Source organism: Rhizobium sp. C4 (genome assembly GCF_021026315.1).
In the GTDB taxonomy this organism is placed as follows: Bacteria; Pseudomonadota; Alphaproteobacteria; order Rhizobiales; family Rhizobiaceae; genus Ensifer_A.
Window position 1 is genome coordinate 24,293 of record NZ_JAJNCX010000017.1, and the last position, 21,093, is coordinate 45,385.

Below are 21,093 nucleotides of genomic sequence, written 5' to 3' on the forward strand. Positions count from 1 at the left end.
GGAACGTCCGTCATCGAACGCACCCTTTGAAAGACCCCCTCTGGCTGCCGCCATCTCCCCCACAAGGGGGGAGACGGATGGAGCACCCGCAATGCCCCCATTAACGCCCGCAGATTTCAAGATTCCGGGCGCAGCAGTGCGGCCGGGTTAAGCCCTCCCCCTTGTGGGGAGGGTTTGGGAGGGGTCTTCAACCACACCCTCGACGCCCCTCGATCCTCACCAACCCTTAACGACGTTTCCGCTTTCTGACCGCTCCCCCGTCCGAAACCCAGGCATTCCCGCTCTCCACAACTTGCGATTTCCGTCAACCCACGGTTATGTTCGAGCCGATCTTTCAAGCGATGGCGTTGCGATGCCGAACCGAAGAGCCATCAATCCCGTGCGCAAGCCATTGAGAATCCTGATCCTCCTCCTGATTGCGTTGCGGCTGCTGGTGCTGGCGAGTTGCGGCAGGGATTACGACTGGCACCAGAAGCTGACTGTTGAGGTCGAAACGCCTGAAGGCTTGAAGGCCGGCTCCAGTGTGATGTCAGCAAGGCTCATAGACACGCATGGCCCTTTCGTTCCGGCGGAGGCAAATGGCGTCAGCTTTCAATTGAACGGGGAAGCCGTTGCATTGGAAGTGTCGCAAGGGCGATATCTGTTCGTGCTTCTCAGAGATATTCCGGCACTGAACTGGCTGATTTATCCCAAGATGGAGAGTGTCAAGGCGGGCGCACTTCTGGAAAACGGCGATGACGGAGGCGCCGGCATAGTCGCGCTTCCCCGCAGCCAATACCCCCTCCTCGTCACCTTCGACGACATCAACGACCCGGCAAGCGTCAAGCGCGTCGACCCCGCCAATCTCGAAGCCACCTTCGGCCCCGGCTATCGACTGAACGGGATCACGCTGTCGCTGACGAAGGAGCCGGTGACGAAGGGCGAGGTGGAGAAGGTGTTGGGGTGGTGGTGCGAATACAGGACAGAAAACGCCCGATTGAATGGCTCAACCAGTATCGCAATTTCAACAAACGAGCTGCCGGATGTTTTGGGGACGGGCGCATTTAGAGTTGGAGATTGCAGCTTGTGATCCGAGATCGAGCCAGCTCGCGTCGGCGAGCTGAAAGGACTCTTTAAAAGAGTCTCCCCGCCCGCGGACGCGGGCGACTGGATGCCGGATCGGGTCCGGCATGACGGACGGAGAGGTTGAGCCTCAGTCCCCCACTCCCCCTTCGCCGCAACCTCCACACCCTCTAAAACTTCATCCCCGGCACCGCCAGCGGATTGTCCGTCAGCGCCGCCCGATCCGCACCACCCACGCGCGGCTTGCCGATAAACGCATCGAAGAGATCACGCACGAAATCCTCTTCGAGGTCCTTGGTGATCAGCACCAGCCGCGTGCGGCGATCCTCGCCGGGCCAGGCGTCCAGCCGCGCCGGCGGGTGGAGCGTCGACTGGGCGGCATGCAGCACCAGCGGCCGCGACGGATCGTCGGAGAGCATGACGATCGCCTTCATGCGCAACAGCTTCTCGCCATGCGCCGAGCGCAGGAGGTCCACGAACATGGCTACGGCGTTCCGGTCGATCGGCTGGTCATGCACGATGGAGAAGGAGCGGATGCTGGCATCGTGGCGGTTCACGTCGTCATGGCTGTGGTGATGGTGGCCATGGGCGTGAGGCGCATGATCGTGGTCATGGGCGTGATGATCTTGGCCGTCATGGTGATGATGGCCGTGGTCATGGTGCCCATGGTCATCGTGATGATGATCCCGCGCCTTGTCCTCATGTGCCAGCCAGCGCGCCACATCCGGGCTCTTGGCCGTCACGTCGAAATAGCCGGCTTCCAGCAGCCTGGCCGTGCCCGCCTCATCGCCATCGGCATCGAGGATGCGCGCATTCGGATTGATTGCCATCAGCCGCGCGGCCAGCACATTGACCTCGGACGGTTCGGCCATGGCCGTCTTGGAAATCACCAGCCGGTCGGCCACCGCCGCCTGCCGGCGTGCTTCTTCGTGATTGTCGAGCGAGCGCATGCCATTCAGCGCGTCGATCACCGTCACGACGCCGTCGAGATGGAAATTCTGCGCCAGAACCGGATTGCCGATGACCGATTGCAGAACCGGCACCGGATCGGCAAGCCCCGTCGTCTCGATGACGACGCGCGAGATCGGCTTCATCTTGCCCGTCTGCATCAGATCGATGAACGAGGCGAGCGTGTCGACCAGCTCGCCGCGCACCGTGCAGCAGAGGCACCCGTCGGAAAGCTCCACCATCTGGTCGCCGGATGTCTCGACCAGCATGTGGTCGATGCCGACATCGCCGAATTCGTTGATGATGACGGCGCAGTCGGAGAGCTGCCGATCCTTCAGCAGCCGGTTGAGCAGCGTCGATTTGCCGGCGCCGAGAAAGCCGGTGATGATGGAAACGGGGATGCTTTTCACGAGGCGCCCTTACTCTTGCGAAGGACGCGGCTTCGGGATCGGAATGCGCTTGAGCTTCGGCCCGCCATCGCCCTGCTCGATCCCGTCGCCATTGGCCGCGCCCGGCTCCGGCGGCAGGAGGTCGGCGACGACAAAGCGCGGATCGTGATCCATCTCGTGCAGATAGGGCGACTTGAGCTTCATCTTGCCCTCTTCGTCACGTCCCTCGGAACGCACCTGCGCGGCCTTCGGATTGCAGATCTCGTCGCGCACGTCGGCCACCTGATCGCGGGTCGCGCCGTAGGGCGCAAGGCTCGACAATGTGTCGCCGCCCATCATGGTCTTGGTCAGGCCCAGTTGCAGCAGGTCGGCCGCCTGATCGGCGCGCCCGCCAAGGCTGTCGGCGCCGAGAACGACGGCCACCACCGTGCGCCCGCCGCGCGTGGCCGAGCCGATCTGGTTGAAGCCGGACGAGCAGATGAAGCCCGTCTTCATGCCGTCCGCGCCGTCGAAACGGCCGATCAGCAGATTGTAGTTGGTGTATTTCTTGGTGCCGTTGATGAAGCCTTCGAGCGAGAAATAGCTCGCATATTCGGGAAACTCGCGGCGCAGCGCCACGGTCAGCACGGCCAGATCACGCGCCGTCGTATACTGCCCCTGTTCGGGCATGCCATTGGCATTGACGAAATGGCTGGAGAACATGCCGAGCCTTGCGGCTTCCGCATTCATCATCGACACGAAATTGTCGTCCGAGCCGCCCACTGCCTCGCCGATCGCCATGGCGATATCGTTGGCTGACTTGACCAGCATGATCTTCAGCGCCGTGTCCATCGTCATGCGCGCGCCGGGCTTGAAATACATCTTGCTCGGCTTCTGCGCCGCCGCCTGCTTCGACATGACCACGGGCGTGTCGAGCGTGATGCGGCCGCTTTTCAGCGCCTTGAAGGTGACGTAGGAGGTCATCAGCTTGGTGAGCGAGGCCGGATACCAGCGCTGGAAGGCCTCCTCGTGATAGATCACCTTGCCGGTCGCGACATCGACGACGATCTTCGGATTGGCAAGCGCATCCGCAGGCAGGGCAATCGTTGCCGCCACAGCCAGCGCCACCGCGCCGCCCATCACCTTCCGCAGGATGCCGACCGCTACCATGTGAGAAACTCCTTGAAATGAACGTTCGTCGCTCGAAACCCTGGGTCTATTACCCTATATGGACGGGACGAGGAAAGGCCATTGATTGATTTGGCGCGCCGGTCCAAGATCGGTTCGACACCTTTATGGCCCGCCGCATACACACCAATGAAGACAGGATTTCGACTATGCCGATTTTGAACCGCGCCGCAGAGCTTCAGGACGAAGTCGCCGGCTGGCGGAGGAAGCTGCACGAGAACCCGGAACTGCTCTACGACGTCCACGCCACTGCCGCCTTCGTTGCCGACAAGCTGAAGGAACTGGGCGTTGACGAGGTGGTGACCGGCCTTGGCCGCACCGGCGTCGTCGGCATCATCAAGGGCAAGGGCCCCGGCCGCACGATCGGCCTTCGCGCCGACATGGACGCGCTGCCGATCAACGAACTGACCGGCAAGCCCTGGGCCTCCAAGACCCCCGGCAAGATGCATGCCTGCGGCCATGACGGCCACACCGCCATGCTCCTGGGTGCGGCAAAATACCTCGCCGAGACGCGCAACTTCACCGGCTCTGTCGCGGTCATCTTCCAGCCCGCCGAAGAAGGCGGCGCCGGCGGCTACGAGATGGTGAAAGACGGCATGATGGAGCGCTTCGGCATTGCCGAAGTCTATGGCATGCACAATTTCCCCGGCGTTCCGGTCGGAACCTTCGCCATCCGCAAGGGCGCGATCATGGCCTCGACGGACGAGTTCATGATCACGGTCAAGGGGCTGGGCGGCCATGCGGCCATGCCGAACCGCGGCGTCGACCCGGTCGTCATCGGCTCGCAGATCGTCATGGCGCTGCAGACCATTGCCTCGCGCAATGCCGACCCGCTGGAATCGGTCGTCGTCTCGGTCACCAAATTCAATGCCGGCAATGCCCATAACGTCATCCCGAACGAGGCCAAGCTCGGTGGCACTGTGCGCACGCTGAAAAAGGAAATGCGCGACCTCGCCGAAAAGCGGCTGAAGGAAATCGCGCAAGGGATTGCCGCCGCCGCCGGCGGCAGCGCGGAGATCTGGTATGACCGCAACTACCCGGTCACCTACAACCACGATCTCGAAACCGAACATGCGATTGCAGCAGCCGTCGCGATTGCCGGCGAGGCCAATGTCGAGAAGAACATGAACGCCACCATGGGCGGCGAGGACTTCTCCTACATGCTCGAAGCCCGCCCCGGCGCCTTCATCGTCATCGGCAACGGCGAAAGCGCCAGCCTCCACCACCCGGAATACGACTTCAACGACGAGATCATCCCGCACGGGATTTCCTATTGGGTGAAGCTGGCCGAAAGCCGGTTGGCGGGGTGAGAGGCTGGTCCTCTCCCCTTGTGGGACCGTTGCATAACTCGCGCTTGTTGGGATTTTGAGGATTGAAGACGCAGCTTTTCGAGCCCGGTTGTTGATGTGCTGGGCTTCTGGGTTGTTCTTTGTCGGCGTTGGGTGGTTTTGGGCGCAGTTCGCCCCTGGTCAAGTCGTCGTCAGCGTGACTCAGTGGCACATGTTGAAGGTGAGTGGCAGCAAGCAGCACCTGCGCCCTGGTCTTCGCCAGTGGTTGCGGAAGGTCGCGGTGATGCTTGTTGGCCCGCCGCATCAGGCGCGGCTTGATCCCGCGTTGCATGAGCACCCGCTCCGCGATCATAGGTGTGATAGGCGCCTCCGACCAGGACCGTGCGCTTGTCGCCGCGGACCAGATCATCGGCCACGACCTTGTCGTTGACATTGGCCGGCGTCGTGATAACCCCCCGCCGGACTGTCTTCCCACCGCCGCCAGACCCTGCAGAACCAGTGCATCATTTCAGTGGAATTTTTCCATCTCCCCGCAAGGCGAGATGGAAAGTGGCGCTGAAGGATTCGCCGGACTGGACAATCGTTAGTCTGCGCTGATCCGTCCCAAATCCCCACACTCGACAAAAACCCCTTTCCGCACTATTGCCTTGGCCTTCCAAATTCAGGGGCTTTTCGCATGACCATGACTGCTTCCGCACCCGTTCCGCGTCCCGGCGTGATGGAGATCTCGGCCTATGTGCCGGGCAAGGATGGCGCTGGCTTTTCCGGCCGGATCTTCAAGCTGTCGTCCAACGAGACGCCGCTGGGGCCGAGCCCAGCGGCGATCGAGGCCTATCGTCATGCGGCGGAGCATCTGGAGCTTTATCCGGACGGTCAGGCGACCGAGTTGCGCGAGGCCATTGGCGCGGTGCATGGGTTGAACCCGGCCAATATCATCTGCGGCGCTGGGTCCGACGAACTGCTTGGCCTGATTTGCCGCTGCTATCTGGGTGCTGGCGATGAGGCGATCATCACCGAGCATGGGTTCCTCGTCTATCGCATCCAGATCACCGCTTCGGGCGCCACGCCCGTCACGGTGAAGGAAGACGATTGCCGGGTGAATGTCGACAACATCCTCGCCGCCGTCACCGACAAGACCAAGGCGGTCTTCATCGCCAATCCGGGCAATCCGACCGGCTCCTATATTCCGATGGCCGATATCCGCCGCCTGCATGCCGGTCTGCCGGCGCATGTGCTCTTGGTTCTGGATGCGGCTTACGCCGAGTATGTCCGCCGCAACGATTACGAGACGGGCGTCGAGCTGGTATCCGCCAATCGCAATGTCGTCATGTGCCGCACCTTCTCCAAGGCCTATGGCCTGGCGGCGCTGCGCGTCGGCTGGCTCTATGGGCCGGCGGAAATCCTTGCCGCCCTGAACCGTGTGCGCGGACCCTTCAACATGACCGTGCCGGGCCTTGCAGCAGCGGCTGCCGCCGTGCGCGATCAGGCCTTTGTCGAAAAGGCGGTGGCGCATAATTCGCTCTGGCTGGAAAAGCTGACGCATGCCTTCGAGGCGATGGGCCTCAAGGTCACGCCATCGGTCGCCAATTTCGTGCTGATCCATTTCCCGGATACCGATGGCAAGCGCGCGTCGGATGCGGATGCGTTCCTGACCTCGCGCGGCTACATCCTGCGCGGCGTTGCCGGCTACGGCCTGCCCAATGCCCTGCGCATGACGGTCGGCACGGAAGAGGCCAATCGCGGTGTCATCGAGGCACTGGATGAATTCATGGCCCAAGAAGCGGGGCGCAAGTAACGTGGCAAAGCTTTACGAAAACATTGCCCTGATCGGCATCGGCCTCATCGGCTCGTCGATTGCGCGCGACATCAAGGCCCATGGTCTGGCCTCCAAGGTCACGATCTCGACGCGTAGCGCCGCGACGCTGAAGCGCGCGGAAGAGCTGGGGCTGGGCGACGCCTATGTGGCGGATGCGGCGGAAGCCGTGCGCGATGCCGATCTCGTCATCGTCTCGGTTCCGGTTGGCGCTTCGGGTGCTGTCGCCGAGCAGATTGCCGGCAGCCTGAAGCCCGGCGCGACCGTTACCGACGTGGGGTCGACGAAGGCGTCCGTCATTGCGCAGATGCAGCCGCATATGCCGGAACATGTGCATTTCATTCCCGGCCACCCGATTGCCGGCACCGAACATTCCGGCCCTGACGCCGGCTTTGTCGGCCTCTTCACGGGCCGCTGGTGCATTCTGACGCCGGTTCCGGGGACGGATGCTGGAGCGGTCGCCAAGCTGCGCGATTTCTGGAACGCGCTCGGCTCCAAGGTCGAGGAGATGGACCCTGCGCATCACGACAAGGTGCTCGCCATCGTGTCGCATCTGCCGCATATCATCGCCTACAATATCGTCGGCACCGCGGACGATCTGGAGACGGTGACGGAATCGGAAGTCATCAAATATTCGGCCTCCGGCTTCCGCGACTTCACGCGTCTCGCCTCCTCCGATCCGACCATGTGGCGGGATGTGTGCCTGCACAACAAGGACGCGATCCTGGAAATGCTGGCGCGGTTTTCCGAAGACCTCGCCTATCTCCAGCGGGCGATCCGCTGGGGCGATGGCGACAAGCTCTTCGATCTCTTCACCCGCACCCGCGCCATCCGCCGCTCGATCATCGAGGCGGGCCAGGATACGGCAGCGCCGAACTTCGGCCGTAACGCTGCCGCCGGCGAGCTCAAAGCGGGGGAATGACCCCAAGCGGAATGATGCCGAGCTGGACGCGCCCGTCGCGGATGTTCAGCGTCACCTTGCCGGTCTTGCCGTCGGCCGAGAGGCTTTTCAGCAGGATCGAGGCGGTGTCGATGATGGTGGTTGCCCGCGGGAAGCTCTTGGAGAGCGTCGCCTGAAGGGCGGCGTAATTTTCCACATCGATGGTCAGGTCGCCGGTGAGCAGGCCGTTTTCGGCGATCCGGAACGGGCCGGAAACGGCGAGCGTGCCGTTACTGCCGAAATTGATGGCGAGCCGCTTGATGTCGCCCTGGATTGCCTCGCCGGCAACGATGGGCGCGCCGGAGAGAACATTGCCGCGCCCGTCGAGCGTCGCCTCCAGGCTGGTCGAAAATACCGGCAGGTTGACCGGGATGAAGCCGGTTTCGACCTTCGAGCCTTCCGAGCGGGAGGATATGTCGAGATCCGGGCCGTTCTGGCGGACATTGAGTTCGGCGTGATCGCTGGTGATCTTCAGCGGGGTCGGGCCCGAGGGCAGCGTGACCGTACTGTCGATCTTGCCGATCTGGACCAAGCCGTGGGTGATGCCTGTGAGGTCGCCGCCAATATCGCTGTCGAGGTTCTGCCAGTTCGTGTCGGTGGTCAGGCCGTTGGCGAACTTCGCCTTGACCGGGCTTGCGATCGAGAATGTGGCGTGTAGCGGATCATGGACGAAGGTGGTCGTGCGCACCGTGCCGGTGGAAAGATCGATGCCTGTCACCGGGTCCACGAATTTCGCCGACTTGCAGACAGCGGAAACCCGCGCCGGCAAGCCCGTGAAATCATATTCGGCGCAGCTGTCGGGCGCATTCGTGCCCGGCGGGGCAACGACGGCATTCAGATAGACCCTGGCCTGATGCGCGGCGAAATAGAGGGCCCCACCATAAAGCACGACAACGAGCAGGATCAGTTTGGCCCACCAGGGAAATCGGCGGCGGCGATTGACGGGCTCGCTGTAAGTCGGCATGGAAAACTCCGTGTTGGTGATCGAACAGGCGTATACTGAGGCGCGATATGGAAGATTTTTGGGTCTTTGGCTATGGCTCGCTGATGTGGAATCCGGGCTTTGCCTTCGAGGAGCGGCAGATTGCCCGCGCCTATGGCTATCGGCGCTCGCTCTGCATACGCTCCTGGGTGCATCGCGGCACGCGTGAAAAGCCGGGTCTGGTGCTCGGGCTCGACCGCGGCGGCAGCTGCAAGGGTGTGGCTTTCCGCGTGTCGGAGGCCGAGCGAGAGGCCGTGCTTGAATATCTGCGCGCCCGCGAACTCGTCACCAATGTCTATCTGGAGCGGTTCGCCCAGGCTCGCCTGGCCGATGGGCGCTGGGTCCGGACGCTGATCTATGTCGCCGATCCGGGCCATGAACAGTTCGAGCGGCCTTCAAGCCCGGAAGAAGCGGCGGGCATTGTCGCGAACGCTGTCGGCGCGTCAGGCGACAATCTCGACTATGTGCGCAATACGGTCACGCATATGCGCGAGCTTGGCATTCGCGATCACTGGCTGGAAGGCGTTCTGCACCACGCCGAATCGGTCGAAATGCCGATTACTGGCTCCTAAGCTCCGAGATCCGCTTCTTCGCCGTCGGCGGCAGGATGAGGTGAGGATTGGCGTCCACCGTATCGAGGAGGCACTTGTCGCTGGCCTCTTCCATCGTCTTCACCAGATGGTCGAAGAATTCCTTCTCGTCCATGCCCGGTGCGATCGGCGGCAGGATGCGCGCCTTGATGACGCCGCCCTGGCGGATCGACTTGCGGCGCGGCCAGAAAATGCCGGCATGGTGGACGACTGGGACGACCGGCATCTGCAGGTCGCGATAGAGCCGCGCGATGCCGTATTTGTAGACGGGCTCGGCGCCTGACGGGCGGCGCGTGCCTTCCGGATAGATGATCAGCTGGCGGCCGGTCTTCATTTCCTCCAGCGTCCGGGCCATGACATCGGTCATGGCCTTGCCGCGGGCGGCGCGGTTGACGCCGATCATGCGCTGCTTGGCGACATACCAGCCGAAGACGGGAATCCAGAGAAGTTCGCGCTTCAGGATGAAAAGCGGGTCTTCGATATGCGGCAGGAAGGCGAATGTGTCCCAGAAGGACTGGTGCTTGGGCGCGAAGATGAAGGGCCCCTTGGGCAAGTTTTCCAACCCCTCGATCTCGACGCGCGTGCCGACGATCACCTTCATCAGCCAGAGGTTCGAGCGCGCCCAGAACTTGGGGACGAAATAGGCCTTCTTGCGGGGCAGGATGAAGTAGATCGGCGTGAAGATGATCATCTCGGCGATGAACATCATGTAGAACAGCACGTTGAAAATTACCGACCGGATCGCGACCATTCTTGCCTTCCGCCTTACCAAAGCTCCGTCCTGCCCGACGGGCCCGGATGTTGCGGGAAGAGCTACACGAAAACCAATCTGGACAAAAGCAAGGAAAGTGCTTCCTCGCAAAGATCTCAGCGCTCGCCTTTGCCGCTGCGCAGGCTCGATGTGTCCGGCGTGAAGAGATGCGCCCGGATCGTCGCGCCGACGAGTTTCACATATTCCGAGACCATCGCCTTGACGACCTCGGGCATGGCCATCCAGTTTTCGGATTTCAGGTCCGTGTAGACGATCGGGTAGCCGACATACTGGGTTTCCGGGTCGATGCGGTGCAGTTCGAGAAGGCTGCGCGGCATGTGGTAGTTGCTGGTGACGACCAGCACGCGGCGATATTTGTGTGCGCGCACCCATTTGGCGGTTTCGAGCGCATTGCCCACGGTGTCGATCGCGTCATAGCCGAGGTCGACGCAGCAGACGAAGAGGCTTTGCGGCGCGCGGGTCATTTCGCGGATGCGGGCCGCCGACGTATCGGGATGCACGCCGGAAATCAGCAGGCGCTGGCCGGTGCCGGTCTCCAGAAGATTGACCGCCTGGTCGATGCGCTGGGTGCCGCCGGTCAGAACGACGACGGCATCTGCCTTCGGCTTTTCGGGCGGCAGCAGGCCGGCCACGGTGTCGGCAAAGCGCAGGAAGCCGCCGAAGAGCAGGCCGACGATGATCAGCACGACATAGCTCAGCCGGCGCAGGAAGACACGGTGGATGGGACGCGTGGATTGCCACGCGCCTCGACCTTCCCGAGATGACCGTGCGTTCACATTCGCCATGACTATTTCATACACTCAGATTGCGGCGGCTGGCGGTTGATCACGCTCATGTGTTCAGACCGTCGCTGCGGGCGGGATCGGAGCGGATCTGGTCGATCTCGTAGATGGTGCGCATCACCGTCAAGCGCGCCGTGAGCGTTGTCAGGCCGGCAATCAGGATCATGGTGAGCGCGATCCCGACATAGCCGAGCCAGCCGACCGAGAATGTGCCGAAAAGGGCGGTTGCCTGATCGCTTGCCGGGGTGGCGAGCGAGCGGGACTGCCACCATGAGGCCAGCATGAAGAACAGCGCCGCAAGCGCGCTGCCGGCACCCGACCCCTTGAGGCTGATGATCAGAAAGTGCTTCTGGAATTCGTTGGCGACGAACGAGGCTTCCGCGCCGACGAAGTGCAGGACTTCCACGATATGCCTGTTGCCGGAGAGCGCGCCGCGCGTGGCGAAGATGACGGTCAGCACCATCGCCGAAAACACGAGGACGAGAACGCCGGTGCCGATGGCGACCGTGGTGCGTGCCATGGAGACCAGGCGGTTGACCCAGGTGCGGTGATCGTCGAGCGAGGCCTGCGGGATCTTCTTCGACAGCGCATCGCGCAGTGCCGCGAAATCCGGTGGCGCGCTTTCGTCGATCGTGACGATCACGAGGCGAGGGACCGGAAGCTCGTCGATATCGAGGCTCGCGCCGAGCCAGGGCTCCAGCAGGCGCGAGGTCGCCTGCTTGTCCATGATGGTGGCACCGGTGACGCCGACGAAGGAGGAGGCGAGGTTGCGCGCGTCATTCAGCGCCTTTTCCATGTCGAAATTGTCGTCGGGCTTGATCTGGATGGTGATCTCGCGGGAGATCTGGCTCTGCCAGCTCGCCGCCGTGGCGCGCACCATGCTGACGCCGCCGAGCGTCAAGCAGGCGAGGAAGGACATGATGGCGATGACCGCGAGCAGCGCGCTGCCCTGGACATTGGCCGATGGCACGATCGGCCCATGCGGGCGGGTCGCGCCGTCATTCAGCCTTTTCCGCTCCGGCGGTGCCGGTGTCTTCTCGGCGACGCTCATGAGAAAATTTCCAGCCGGCCTTCGGAGAGAATCATCCGGCGCGCGTCGACCTGGTCCATGAGGGCGAAATCGTGAGTGGCGATGAGAACGGCAGTGCCCTGCCGGTTCAGTTCGCGGAAGAGGCCGAGCAGTCGGCGCGCCATCGGCGGATCGACATTGCCGGTCGGTTCGTCGGCGAGCAGAATTTCCGGCCGGTCCATCAGTGCGCGGGCAATCGCTGCGCGCTGCTTCTCGCCACCGGACAGAACCGGCGGCAGGACATTGATGCGCTGGCCGAGGCCGACCCACTTCAGAAGCTCGATCACGTCGCTGCGATAGGTGTGCTCTTCCTTGCCGCGCACGCGCAGCGGCAGGGAGACATTCTCATAGGTCGTGAGATGATCGAGCAACTGGAAATCCTGGAAGACGATGCCGATGCGCCGGCGGAGCATCGGCAGGTCTTCGCGGGGAATTGAGGCAATGTCGCGGTCGAACATGCGGATGAGCCCGCGCGTCGGCTTGAGCGACAGGAACAGGAGCTTCAGCAACGTCGTCTTGCCGGCGCCCGAAGGGCCGGTCAGGAACTGGAACGAGCTTGCGGGGATATCAAAGGTGATGTCCCGGAGAATTTCCGGCCCGAGCCCATAGCGCAATCCGACATTTTCGAAATGTATCACGGCTGATCGCGGTTCCTGATCGACGTTTCCAGAGGGGCACGCCGCATGGGTTGTTTCAAGATCGGCGCATCGCGCCGGGATACCCGGTTTTGCGAAGCATTAACCATTATCGTTTACGTCTCATAAGGATTCGTTTCAATGCCCGAGCCCGCTTGTCCAATACTGCGGCATTCCGGGCTGGAGGTTAGGTCATGGCTCCGTTCCACTCCGACAGCAGCGCGCGCATCGCCTATGACGTGATCCCGCCGGAGCGGTCGCTGCAGCGGACGGGTCGCAGGGCCGCCGCGATGCGCGATGTCGAGGATGCCGAATTCGAGGTGGTCTCCGCGTCTCCCAAGGCCCGGGCGCATGCGACATTCAACGACAACAGCCACAATACTGCACGGCGCCGCCCCCAGACGAGCGCGCGCGAGAATTTCGGCATGGGTGCGACCCCGGTCAAATCCGAGGCGATGGCGTCTGGTTCCCGACTGCCGCAATATGGCCTTGCCGGTCTTGCCGTTGCATTCCTGCTGACGCTTGGCATTGCCGCCTTTTTCAATCTCGGTGCCTTTGCCGCAGCCGATGGCGGGCTTGTGATTACCGAACTCCATCAGTCGCCGATCGATTCGAACGGGCTTCGCGTCATGGAGCTTTCCGGCAATGTCGTGAACCGCTCGCGCGAGGCACAGCCCCTGCCGGCGCTGATTGCGCAGATGAAGTCGGACACCGGCGCCATCAACCAGTCGGCAATCAGCCTGGGCGATGGGGTGCTGGCAGCCGGCGAAACGGCGCGTTTCAGGCTTCGCATTCCCTCTCCCGGTGGAAAACGTCAGGAAGTCTCGATCTCCTTTGCACCAAAGGGTGTCTGATCTGCCAAGCCCGTGCTAGGCATACGGGAGTTTCATTCCCCCGGAGCCCCTTCATGCCTGTCATTCGTGGTAAAATCATCGAGCCGCTGTTCACGTCCGAGGTGATTGCCAAGCGCAATGACGAACTGGCCGCCGAAATTTCCAAGGGCCCGACGCAGGACCTGCTGGTCATTTCGATCCTCAAGGGCTCCTTCATCTTCGCCGCCGACCTGATCCGCTCGCTCCACCATGTCGGGCTTGCGCCGGAAGTCGAGTTCATCACCCTGTCGAGCTACGGCAAGGGCACGGTCTCGCAGGGCGTGAAGATCATCAAGGACATCGACAGCGATGTGCACGGACGCGATGTCCTGCTCATCGACGACATTCTCGAATCGGGCCGCACCCTGCAGTTCGCCCGCGATCTCATGTATGAGCGCGGTGCCGCCAATGTCTCCATCGCCGTCCTTCTCGACAAGAGCGTCAAGCGGCAGGAGAACCTGGAGGCCGACTATGTCGGCTTCGAATGTCCCGACTATTTCGTTGTCGGCTATGGCATGGACGTGGCCTATGCCTTCCGCGAACTGCCCTTTGTCGGGGTCGTGACGGGTGACGCATAACGGCACCAGCGGTCGCTGTTTGTTAACCACAGTCGCGATGTGAGGGGTCTGAAGCGATCTCTTCGGCCGGATGTTTACCTGTCGACAAGGAAAGTCTGGTGTTTTGTCCCATAAGACAACATGAGCAGGGATAGACACGTGGCCAGGATTCTTATCACCGAAGACGAAGATTCATTGCGGTCCTTCGTCGCCCGTGCGCTCCGTCTCGACGGACACGAAACCATGGAAGCTGCCGACGGGGCCGAAGGCCTCGAACGCCTGACCGAAGGCGAATTCGATCTTCTTCTTTCCGATATCCGCATGCCCGTCATGGACGGCATCGAGCTTGCCCATCAGGCGGCCGACCGTTTCCCTGGCCTGAAAATCCTGCTGATGACCGGCTATGCCGAGCAGCGCGAGCGCGCCGACGACCTCGCGGTGAAGATCGTGGACGTCGTCTCCAAGCCCTTCAGCCTGCCCGATATCCGCCTTGCGGTCGCGCAGGCGCTCGCGGCCTGAGTTCTCTCATCTTCCGAATAGTGACGGTTGAACAGGAGCAGCTGCGTTACTGCAGCTGCAAAAGCCGTTCGAGATACTGGCGTTCCAGATCGTTGGGTTTGGCATTTTCGCCGAGCTTGCGGCGGATGGTTTCAAGAATCTGACGTGCGCGTTCCGCGTCAAATTCATCCGGCACCTTCACGTCGTTGTCGAGTTCCGCGCTTGTACGGCCCTGTTGACGGCCAAGCGGGTCGAGGCCTTCGCGGTTCTGGCCCTGCTGCTGCATGCCGCCCTGACCGCTGCCCTGCTGCCCCTGCTGGGCAAGCTGCTGCATCAGTTCGCCCGCACCCTTGCGCAGCGCCTCGATGGCGCGGCCCTGCGAATCAAGCGCGCTCTGCCCCTTGCCGTCGTTGAGTGCCCCGGTCGCGTCCTTCATTTCCTTGCCGGCGCTGTTGAAGCCTTCTCCCGGCTTGACGCCGAACTTGCGCAGGCCTTCCTGCAGGCTCTTCAGATCCTTCTCGAGCTGCTTCTGGCGCTCTGACAGCTCCTTCAGCGCCTGCTTCAGCTGTTCCTTGGTCATGGAATCTTCCGGCCGGCCGCCCTGTTGCGGCTTCTGCGCGCCGGGATCCGGCGGCATCGGCTGGTTCATTCCATCCTGCTGTTCATTTGGCTGGCCGTTCGGATCGCTATCTTCGTTCTCGCCCTGCTGGTTCGGGGCGTTTTCGAAGAGCTGCTGGTCCTGCCCGTTGTTCGGATCGCCATATTGCATGCGATCGCGCAGCGCCCGTTCCTTCGAGAACGTATCGTCGAGAAGCTTCTTCTGGTCCTGCAGCAGCTTGCCGAGCTTGTCGATCTCGGCGCGCATCTGGTCCTTGCCCTGCTGCTTGCCCTGATTGGGGCGGGCGGTCTGCAGGTTGTTCATCATGCGTTGCATCTGGTTCAGAAGATTGCGTGCCTCGTCGCGTGACCCGCTTTCGGCCAGCTTCTGGATCTCGTCCAGCATCTTTTCCAGATCCTGCTGGCGCAGCATCTTGCGCTGATCGGCCGACATCTGGTTCTGGTCGGGATTGTTCTGCATCTGCTTGGCGAGCGCCTGCATGAACTCGTTCATGGCCTTGCGCAGTTCGTTCGTCAGCTTGCGGATTTCCTCGTCCGAGGCGTTGCGGTTCAGAGCGTCGGAGAGTGCCTGCTGCGCATCCTTGACCCTGCGCTCGGCATTGGCGACATCGCCGCCTTCGATCCCGAGCGCGATCTGCCAGAGGTAATCCGCGGTCGCCTTCAGGTCCTTCTCGGAACGGGCAAGCCGCATCTGCTGGCCGGCGGAGCGGATGAGCAGGAATTGCGAGAGGTCGGGGATGGTTTCTTCCGGGCGGATGAACAGCGCCTCGTTCAACTCGATGGCGCGGTCCAGCTTGCGCTCGTCGAGTGCGAAGACCTGACGCTCTTCGGCAACGGCGGCGGCCAGCGGTTCGCGGAAATTGCGCGCCGGCAGGATGATGTCCTTCGTTTCGCTGCGGCCGGTATGGCCGGCAGCATCGGTGGCGATCAGCGTCAGATGCACCTTCTTGCCGGCCAGCGGATGCTCGGTCAGGTCGCGGCTCGTCACGCCCTTGGCCTCGCGCGCGTCGGTGCGCGGTAGTTCGAGGCGGAAGTCCGGCAGCGGGTAGAGTGCGACCGCGCCCGGTTCCTGTTCCGCCGGCTCGATCAGCGCCTGTGCGGAGGTGAGCCCGTAATCGTCGCTTGCCTTGTAGGTGATTTCGAGCGCGCCGCTGACGGCCCGCTGCGGTTCGCCTTCGAAGGCGATCTTCGGCGTCTCGTCCCTCTGGATCGCGAAGGTCCAGCGGTTGCCGCCGACATCAAGCATGCCGGCAACCGTCAACGCCACCTGGAAGGTCTTGCCGTCGGCTGGCTGCTTGTCTTCTGCCTTCGGATTGCCTTCGGCGACGAGCGGAACGGGCGTTTGCGCGCCGGTGGGCGCGAAGGTCACCGGCACATCCGTCTTGTCGCCCGAGAGGCGAACCGTCAGGCGCGAGCCTTCCGGGACGGTGAGCGGCTTCGGGTCGCCGGCATTGGCATCGACGGTCAGGAAGACCGGCGGCTTGCGGGTGTAGACCGGCGGCGTCACCCAGGCATCGACACGCAGCCCGGCAATGGCACCGCTGGCCGGCATCGGGCGGAACGGATCGGAAAGCCGGCCGGCATTGTTGGACCAGGAAAAGCCGAAGGCGACGAAAAGCAAGAGCGCCGGGATGGCGCGAAGCGCGAAGCGGTCGTGTGCGGCGATATCGGGCGTCGGCGTGCCGGCCGTCAGCGAGCCGACAAGGCGGGCCATGCGGCGCTTGTGCTCGCGCCACAGCGCCTCGCCGAAGGGGCCGCTTGTGGTGGCCGGAACGTCTTCGAGTGCGGCCAGCGCCCGGTGTGCAAGGCCGCTGCGTTCTTCAATACGCCGGGTGGCTTCCGCATCCGTCGGCCATTTGGCGGTGACGATGCGCAGGAGCGACCAGAGGAAGACGAGACCCAAAAGAATGGCAAGGCCGCGCGCAAGGCTTGGCGGCATCAGCCGGAAGAGGCCGAACCAGCTTGTCGCGACATAAAGGGCCGCGACCGACAGCGCAGGCAAGCCGAGCGGCATCAGCCGCTCGATTAAAAGCACGATCTTGGCAAGGCCGCGCGAGAGCGCAATACGCCGTTTCAGGCGGCTCATGCCGTCTTCCGCGCCTGCGCCTGTCTCGCGATTATCCATGCCGCTCCTTCATGTGTTCGAGCGTCAGAATAACATTCTTTGTGGCAAAGGCGAGGGCAGGACGGCTTATTCCAGCCAGTCGGGCACGGAATCCAGACCGATCAGTTCCTCGTAGCTCGTGCGCGGGCGGATCACATGGTAGCGATCGCCGTGGACCAGAACCTCGGGGACCAGAAGACGGCTGTTATAGGTGCCGGCCTGAACCGCACCGTAGGCGCCAGCCGACCCGATGGAGAGAAGATCACCGGGCTTCGGCATCATCATCTCGCGGTCGAGCGCCATATAGTCGCCCGTCTCGCAGACGGGGCCGACGACATCTGCCTTGATGAGCGGTGCGCTGGCAGCGGAAATGACGGCCGGCTTGATCTCGTGCCAGGCCTCGTAAAGCGTCGGGCGGACGAGGTCGTTCATCGCAACATCGACAATCACGAAGGTCTTCTCGCCGCCGTCCTTCACATAGAGGACTTCGGTCAAGAGGATGCCGGCATTGCCGGCGATCAGGCGGCCGGGTTCGGCGACGATCTTGCAATCGAGCCCGCGCAGCTGGTTCTTCACCACGTCGGCATAATCGGCCGGGAGCGGCGGAATGTCGTTGCTGTCCTTGTACGGAATGCCGAGGCCGCCACCGATATCGACATGCTCGATCGTGTGGCCATCAGCGCGCAGCGTCTCGACCAGTTCCTTCAGCAGGCGGAAAGCATCGGCAAAGGGCTGCAGCTCGGTGATCTGGCTGCCGATATGCATGTCGATGCCGGTGACTTCGATGCCGGGCAGGCGCGCGGCATGGGCATAGACGGCGCGTGCGCGGTCATAGGAAATGCCGAACTTGTTTTCCTTCTTGCCGGTCGAAATCTTGGCATGCGTCTTGGCGTCCACATCGGGGTTGATGCGGAAGGAGACCGGCGCGCGCTTGCCGGCCTTGACGGCGCGGGCGTTCAGAACTTCGAGTTCCGGCTCGGATTCGACATTGAAGCAATAGATGCCGGTTTCCAGCGCCAGATCCATTTCGCGCACGGTCTTGCCGACGCCCGAAAACATGATGCGCGAGGCGGGAATGCCGGCAGCCAGCGCACGGCGCAGTTCGCCTTCGGAAACGACGTCGATGCCGGCGCCGAGGCGGCCCAGAACCTTGAGCACGGCCTGATTGGAATTCGCCTTCATCGCATAGCAGACGAGCGAATCGACATCCTTGAAGGCCTGCGAGAAGACCGTGTAGTGGCGTTCCAGCGTTGCGGTCGAATAGACATAGCAGGGGGTGCCGACGGCGGCGGCGATTTCTGCCACCGGCACGTCTTCGGCGTGGAGCACGCCGTCGCGATATTCAAAATGGTTCACGGGGGAGCGACCTTATAGAAGCGGATCGAGAATGAAGGGCTTGTCTTCCTTCGGGAGCGGCTTGGTCTTGACCGTGCCGGTTGCCTTGTCCATCGGCTGGCCCTCATAGGTGCCGGGCGCATCAAGGTCGCCCTTGCGGCCGCAGGAGGAAACGCTTGTCACAATGGCGACGCAGACGGCGGCAAGCGCCAGTTTCTTGAACAATTCCGGCATCGGAAATGCAGGCCCTTCTTGTTAACTTGCGAAAACACATAGCGGATTGCCGGCGCGCTTGCACTCCAATTTTGCTGAAGTGAAATCGCGGATGGTGATTGATGGGCGAAGGCAGTGCCACATCCGTCTCCCCCCTTGTGGTGGAGATGGCGGCAGCCAGAGGGGGCCTTTGCCGCGAATGCTGAGCAAGCGGAGATAAAGACCCCTCCCCAACCCTCCCCACAAGGGGGAGGGAGAGCGGCCGTCGCGGCCCCTCAAACCCGCTTCTTCCACTCCGAAATCTGGAACCGCACCTGATCCGGCGCCGTGCCGCCATAGCTCTTGCGCGATGCAACCGAGGCATCGACCGTCAGCACGGCATAGACGCTGTCGTTGATATCCGGATGGATCGCCTTCAGCTCGTCGAGCGTCAGGCCGGAGAGATCGACGCCCTTCTTTTCGGCGGCGGCAACGGCGGCACCCGTGACATGGTGGGCATCGCGGAAGGGGAGGCCCAGTTCGCGCACCAGCCAGTCGGCGAGATCCGTCGCGGTCGAGAAGCCGGAGCCGGCGGCCTTGCGCATGGAGGCGGTGTTGATCGTCATGTCGCCGATCATGCCGGTCATGGCGGCAATCGACAGTTCCAGGCTTTCGGCAGCGTCGAAGACCTGTTCCTTGTCTTCCTGCATGTCCTTGGAATAGGCGAGCGGCAGGCCCTTCATGACGGTCAAGAGCGCGATCAGCGAGCCGTTGATGCGGCCGGTCTTGGCGCGCACCAGTTCGGCAGCGTCCGGGTTCTTCTTCTGCGGCATGATGGAGGAGCCGGTGGAGAAACTATCCGAGAGCCGCACGAAATTGAACTGCGGCGTCGACCAGATGACGATTTCTTCCGCCAGCCGCGACAGATGGGTGGCGGCAATGGAGGCCAGCGACAGGAATTCCAGCGCGAAATCGCGGTCGGAGACCGTATCGATCGAATTGCGCGTCGGCTCGCGGAAGCCGAGTGCGGAAGCGGTCATGTGGCGGTCGATCGGATAGGGCGTGCCGGCGAGCGCCGCAGCCCCGATCGGGCTTTCGTCCATGCGGGTGATGCAGTCACGCACGCGCGACCGGTCGCGGCCGAACATTTCGACATAGGCCATGCAGTGATGGCCGAAGGTGACGGGCTGGGCCGTCTGCAGATGGGTGAAGCCTGGCATCACGGTATCGGCATGTTCCTCGGCGCGGGCGAGGAAGACGGAGATGAGTGACGTCAGCGCCGCATCGACCTTCACCAGCTCTTCCTTGACCCAGAGGCGGAAGTCGAGCGCCACCTGGTCGTTGCGCGAGCGGGCGGTGTGGAGGCGCTTGGCGGCGAGACCGATCTCGTCGGCCAGCCGCGCCTCGATATTCATGTGGATGTCTTCAAGTTTGCGTGAGAACTCGAATTTGCCGTTTTCGATTTCCGCGCGGATGCTATTGAGGCCTTGAGTAATCTGTTTCAGGTCCTCGGCGGAAATGATGCCCTGCTTTGCCAGCATCTCGGCATGCGCCAATGAGCCGCGGATATCCTGGGCGTAGAGTTTCTTGTCGAAGCCGATGGAGGCGTTTATCTCCTCCATGATCGCGGCGGGGCCGGAGGCGAAACGTCCGCCCCACATCTGGTTCGAGGATTTCTTGTCTTCGGCCATGGATCACGATTCCGGAGTTGATGTCGATATGGTCACTGAAAACCGAAAGGCGCTTCCCGTCTTCACGCTCGCCGCAGCGGCAGTGGTTCTGGGTGTCCTGTCCGGAGCCGTCGCGGTTTACATGAAGAGTTCCGGGTCTGGCAATGGTGCCGTTGCCGCGAGTGGCGATTGCGCCAAGGCGGATGGGCTTCTGACGAAGCTGAAACCGCTGATGAAGGGTCAGGTTGCCGCCCTTGTCGCCGCCAATCCGCCGCGCTCGCTGGGCGACTTCTCCTTCAAGGGGCCGGACGGCAAGACGATGACACTTGCCGATTTCAAGGGCAAGACCGTGCTTCTCAATCTCTGGGCGACATGGTGCATCCCCTGCCGCACCGAAATGCCGGAGCTGGATGCTCTGCAGAAAGAAATGGGCGCGGACGGGAAGTTCGAGGTCGCGGCGATCAATATCGACACCGGCAACGACGACAAGCCCAACGCGTTCCGGAAGGACACCGGCATCACCTCGCTCGCCGTCTATCGCGACAAAACGCTCAACACCTTCAATCGCCTCAAGAAAGAAGGTCTAGCCTTCGGCCTGCCGGCAACGATGCTGATCGACAAGGACGGGTGTCTGGTCGCCGCGATGAACGGGCCGGCGGCGTGGCATAGCGATGATGCCAAGGCGCTGGTGGTTGCGGCGAAGGGGGAGTGAGGGGGCGGAGGCTCAACCTCTCCGTCCGTCATGCCGGACCCGATCCGGCATCCAGTCGCCCGCGTCTGCGGGCGGGGAAACGCTTCAATTTGCGTCC

At 62.6% G+C, this 21,093-nt stretch carries 20 protein-coding genes and 1 pseudogene; 9 read left to right on the forward strand and 12 right to left on the reverse strand.

Going from position 1 to position 21,093, the window contains the following annotated elements; translation table 11 throughout:
* The first annotated feature begins 352 nt into the window (after nucleotides 1-352).
* On the forward strand, nucleotides 353-1,069 hold the full coding sequence (locus LQK84_RS22220) for a hypothetical protein (protein WP_230830971.1): 717 nt from the start codon (nucleotides 353-355) through the stop codon (nucleotides 1,067-1,069).
* A 163-nt stretch (nucleotides 1,070-1,232) separates the two neighbouring features.
* On the opposite strand, the gene LQK84_RS22225 is transcribed toward LQK84_RS22220, so the two are convergent.
* Together LQK84_RS22225 and LQK84_RS22230 are read right to left on the reverse strand one after the other, a co-directional pair.
* Nucleotides 1,233-2,420 carry a CobW family GTP-binding protein gene (locus LQK84_RS22225; RefSeq protein WP_230830972.1) on the reverse strand — a complete coding sequence of 396 codons (1,188 nt, stop codon included), beginning with the start codon at nucleotides 2,418-2,420 and terminating at the stop codon, nucleotides 1,233-1,235.
* Nucleotides 2,421-2,429: 9 nt separating this feature from the next.
* Nucleotides 2,430-3,548, reverse strand: a complete 1,119-nt coding sequence (locus tag LQK84_RS22230) for a D-alanyl-D-alanine carboxypeptidase family protein (protein ID WP_442967005.1) — start codon at nucleotides 3,546-3,548, stop codon at nucleotides 2,430-2,432.
* 167 nt (nucleotides 3,549-3,715) lie between these two features.
* Here LQK84_RS22230 and LQK84_RS22235 point away from each other — a divergent pair, with 167 nt between their 5' ends.
* Nucleotides 3,716-4,876, forward strand: a complete 1,161-nt coding sequence (locus tag LQK84_RS22235; RefSeq protein WP_230830973.1) for a M20 aminoacylase family protein — start codon at nucleotides 3,716-3,718, stop codon at nucleotides 4,874-4,876.
* A gap of 232 nt (nucleotides 4,877-5,108) precedes the next feature.
* On the opposite strand, the pseudogene LQK84_RS22240 reads toward LQK84_RS22235, so the two are convergent.
* Nucleotides 5,109-5,355 (reverse strand): annotated as a pseudogene (locus LQK84_RS22240) (IS5/IS1182 family transposase); the annotation flags it as partial.
* 176 nt (nucleotides 5,356-5,531) lie between these two features.
* Here LQK84_RS22240 and hisC point away from each other — a divergent pair.
* Together hisC and LQK84_RS22250 are read left to right on the forward strand one after the other, a co-directional pair.
* Nucleotides 5,532-6,650 carry a histidinol-phosphate transaminase gene (gene hisC, locus LQK84_RS22245; protein ID WP_230830974.1) on the forward strand — a complete coding sequence of 373 codons (1,119 nt, stop codon included), beginning with the start codon at nucleotides 5,532-5,534 and terminating at the stop codon, nucleotides 6,648-6,650.
* A 1-nt stretch (nucleotide 6,651) separates the two neighbouring features.
* On the forward strand, nucleotides 6,652-7,590 hold the full coding sequence (locus tag LQK84_RS22250; protein WP_230830975.1) for a prephenate/arogenate dehydrogenase family protein: 939 nt from the start codon (nucleotides 6,652-6,654) through the stop codon (nucleotides 7,588-7,590).
* Here the strand turns inward: LQK84_RS22250 and LQK84_RS22255 are convergent.
* A complete protein-coding gene (locus LQK84_RS22255; protein WP_230830976.1) occupies nucleotides 7,574-8,572 on the reverse strand; it encodes a DUF2125 domain-containing protein in 999 nt (332 codons plus the stop codon). The genes LQK84_RS22250 and LQK84_RS22255 overlap by 17 nt on opposite strands.
* A 47-nt stretch (nucleotides 8,573-8,619) precedes the next feature.
* Here LQK84_RS22255 and LQK84_RS22260 point away from each other — a divergent pair, with 47 nt between their 5' ends.
* Complete coding sequence (locus tag LQK84_RS22260; RefSeq protein ID WP_230830977.1) at nucleotides 8,620-9,162, forward strand: gamma-glutamylcyclotransferase; 543 nt, start codon at nucleotides 8,620-8,622, stop codon at nucleotides 9,160-9,162.
* Here LQK84_RS22260 and LQK84_RS22265 read toward each other — a convergent pair.
* The 4 genes from LQK84_RS22265 to ftsE all read right to left on the reverse strand — a co-directional run bounded on the left by LQK84_RS22265 (nucleotide 9,149) and on the right by ftsE (nucleotide 12,441).
* Nucleotides 9,149-9,931, reverse strand: coding sequence for a lysophospholipid acyltransferase family protein (locus LQK84_RS22265; RefSeq protein ID WP_230830978.1), 783 nt, complete (start codon nucleotides 9,929-9,931; stop codon nucleotides 9,149-9,151). The two genes, LQK84_RS22260 and LQK84_RS22265, sit on opposite strands and share 14 nt — an antisense overlap.
* 116 nt (nucleotides 9,932-10,047) lie before the next feature.
* Nucleotides 10,048-10,737 carry a YdcF family protein gene (locus tag LQK84_RS22270; protein WP_230830979.1) on the reverse strand — a complete coding sequence of 230 codons (690 nt, stop codon included), beginning with the start codon at nucleotides 10,735-10,737 and terminating at the stop codon, nucleotides 10,048-10,050.
* A 46-nt stretch (nucleotides 10,738-10,783) separates the two neighbouring features.
* Nucleotides 10,784-11,785 (reverse strand): cell division protein FtsX, encoded by a 1,002-nt coding sequence (locus tag LQK84_RS22275; RefSeq protein WP_230830980.1) that lies wholly within the window; start codon nucleotides 11,783-11,785, stop codon nucleotides 10,784-10,786.
* Entirely contained in the window at nucleotides 11,782-12,441 is a 660-nt protein-coding gene (gene ftsE, locus LQK84_RS22280) for a cell division ATP-binding protein FtsE (RefSeq protein ID WP_109856496.1), read from the reverse strand. Before ftsE ends, LQK84_RS22275 begins: the two co-directional genes overlap by 4 nt.
* Nucleotides 12,442-12,632: 191 nt before the next feature.
* Here ftsE and LQK84_RS22285 point away from each other — a divergent pair, with 191 nt between their 5' ends.
* From LQK84_RS22285 to LQK84_RS22295, 3 genes are all read left to right on the forward strand, one after another.
* The gene (locus LQK84_RS22285) at nucleotides 12,633-13,292 is read left to right on the forward strand and encodes a hypothetical protein (RefSeq protein ID WP_230830981.1); all 660 of its coding nucleotides are present in this window, start codon (nucleotides 12,633-12,635) and stop codon (nucleotides 13,290-13,292) included.
* Nucleotides 13,293-13,345: 53 nt separating this feature from the next.
* A complete protein-coding gene (gene hpt / locus LQK84_RS22290; protein WP_230830982.1) occupies nucleotides 13,346-13,888 on the forward strand; it encodes a hypoxanthine phosphoribosyltransferase in 543 nt (180 codons plus the stop codon).
* 138 nt (nucleotides 13,889-14,026) lie between these two features.
* The gene (locus LQK84_RS22295; protein WP_230830983.1) at nucleotides 14,027-14,386 is read left to right on the forward strand and encodes a response regulator; all 360 of its coding nucleotides are present in this window, start codon (nucleotides 14,027-14,029) and stop codon (nucleotides 14,384-14,386) included.
* Nucleotides 14,387-14,432: 46 nt separating this feature from the next.
* On the opposite strand, the gene LQK84_RS22300 is transcribed toward LQK84_RS22295, so the two are convergent.
* From LQK84_RS22300 to argH, 4 genes are all read right to left on the reverse strand, one after another.
* Nucleotides 14,433-17,108: a TIGR02302 family protein gene (locus tag LQK84_RS22300; protein WP_230830984.1), complete on the reverse strand. Its 2,676-nt coding sequence runs from the start codon at nucleotides 17,106-17,108 to the stop codon at nucleotides 14,433-14,435.
* Between the two features lie 66 nt (nucleotides 17,109-17,174).
* Entirely contained in the window at nucleotides 17,175-18,443 is a 1,269-nt protein-coding gene (gene lysA / locus LQK84_RS22305; protein ID WP_230830985.1) for a diaminopimelate decarboxylase, read from the reverse strand.
* Nucleotides 18,444-18,455: 12 nt separating this feature from the next.
* Nucleotides 18,456-18,656, reverse strand: a complete 201-nt coding sequence (locus tag LQK84_RS22310; protein ID WP_230830986.1) for a lipoprotein — start codon at nucleotides 18,654-18,656, stop codon at nucleotides 18,456-18,458.
* Nucleotides 18,657-18,910: 254 nt separating this feature from the next.
* Nucleotides 18,911-20,305: an argininosuccinate lyase gene (gene argH / locus LQK84_RS22315; RefSeq protein WP_230830987.1), complete on the reverse strand. Its 1,395-nt coding sequence runs from the start codon at nucleotides 20,303-20,305 to the stop codon at nucleotides 18,911-18,913.
* Between the two features lie 28 nt (nucleotides 20,306-20,333).
* On the opposite strand from argH, the gene tlpA reads away from it, so the two are divergent.
* Nucleotides 20,334-20,996, forward strand: coding sequence for a thiol:disulfide interchange protein TlpA (gene tlpA, locus LQK84_RS22320; RefSeq protein ID WP_230830988.1), 663 nt, complete (start codon nucleotides 20,334-20,336; stop codon nucleotides 20,994-20,996).
* Nucleotides 20,997-21,093: the final 97 nt, after the last annotated feature.

What these genes read in the sequence shown, in the direction of transcription:
- LQK84_RS22285 (WP_230830981.1), top strand. Translation starts at nt 12,633, where the DNA reads ATGGCTCCGTTCCACTCCGACAGCAGCGCGCGCATCGCCTATGACGTG.
- LQK84_RS22235 (WP_230830973.1), top strand. Translation starts at nt 3,716, where the DNA reads ATGCCGATTTTGAACCGCGCCGCAGAGCTTCAGGACGAAGTCGCCGGC.
- LQK84_RS22260 (WP_230830977.1), top strand. Translation starts at nt 8,620, where the DNA reads ATGGAAGATTTTTGGGTCTTTGGCTATGGCTCGCTGATGTGGAATCCG.
- LQK84_RS22270 (WP_230830979.1), bottom strand. Translation starts at nt 10,737, where the DNA reads ATGGCGAATGTGAACGCACGGTCATCTCGGGAAGGTCGAGGCGCGTGG.
- LQK84_RS22220 (WP_230830971.1), top strand. Translation starts at nt 353, where the DNA reads ATGCCGAACCGAAGAGCCATCAATCCCGTGCGCAAGCCATTGAGAATC.
- hisC (WP_230830974.1), top strand. Translation starts at nt 5,532, where the DNA reads ATGACCATGACTGCTTCCGCACCCGTTCCGCGTCCCGGCGTGATGGAG.
- argH (WP_230830987.1), bottom strand. Translation starts at nt 20,305, where the DNA reads ATGGCCGAAGACAAGAAATCCTCGAACCAGATGTGGGGCGGACGTTTC.
- LQK84_RS22265 (WP_230830978.1), bottom strand. Translation starts at nt 9,931, where the DNA reads ATGGTCGCGATCCGGTCGGTAATTTTCAACGTGCTGTTCTACATGATG.
- LQK84_RS22230 (WP_442967005.1), bottom strand. Translation starts at nt 3,548, where the DNA reads ATGGTAGCGGTCGGCATCCTGCGGAAGGTGATGGGCGGCGCGGTGGCG.
- LQK84_RS22255 (WP_230830976.1), bottom strand. Translation starts at nt 8,572, where the DNA reads ATGCCGACTTACAGCGAGCCCGTCAATCGCCGCCGCCGATTTCCCTGG.
- LQK84_RS22275 (WP_230830980.1), bottom strand. Translation starts at nt 11,785, where the DNA reads ATGAGCGTCGCCGAGAAGACACCGGCACCGCCGGAGCGGAAAAGGCTG.
- LQK84_RS22310 (WP_230830986.1), bottom strand. Translation starts at nt 18,656, where the DNA reads ATGCCGGAATTGTTCAAGAAACTGGCGCTTGCCGCCGTCTGCGTCGCC.
- hpt (WP_230830982.1), top strand. Translation starts at nt 13,346, where the DNA reads ATGCCTGTCATTCGTGGTAAAATCATCGAGCCGCTGTTCACGTCCGAG.
- LQK84_RS22300 (WP_230830984.1), bottom strand. Translation starts at nt 17,108, where the DNA reads ATGGATAATCGCGAGACAGGCGCAGGCGCGGAAGACGGCATGAGCCGC.
- tlpA (WP_230830988.1), top strand. Translation starts at nt 20,334, where the DNA reads ATGGTCACTGAAAACCGAAAGGCGCTTCCCGTCTTCACGCTCGCCGCA.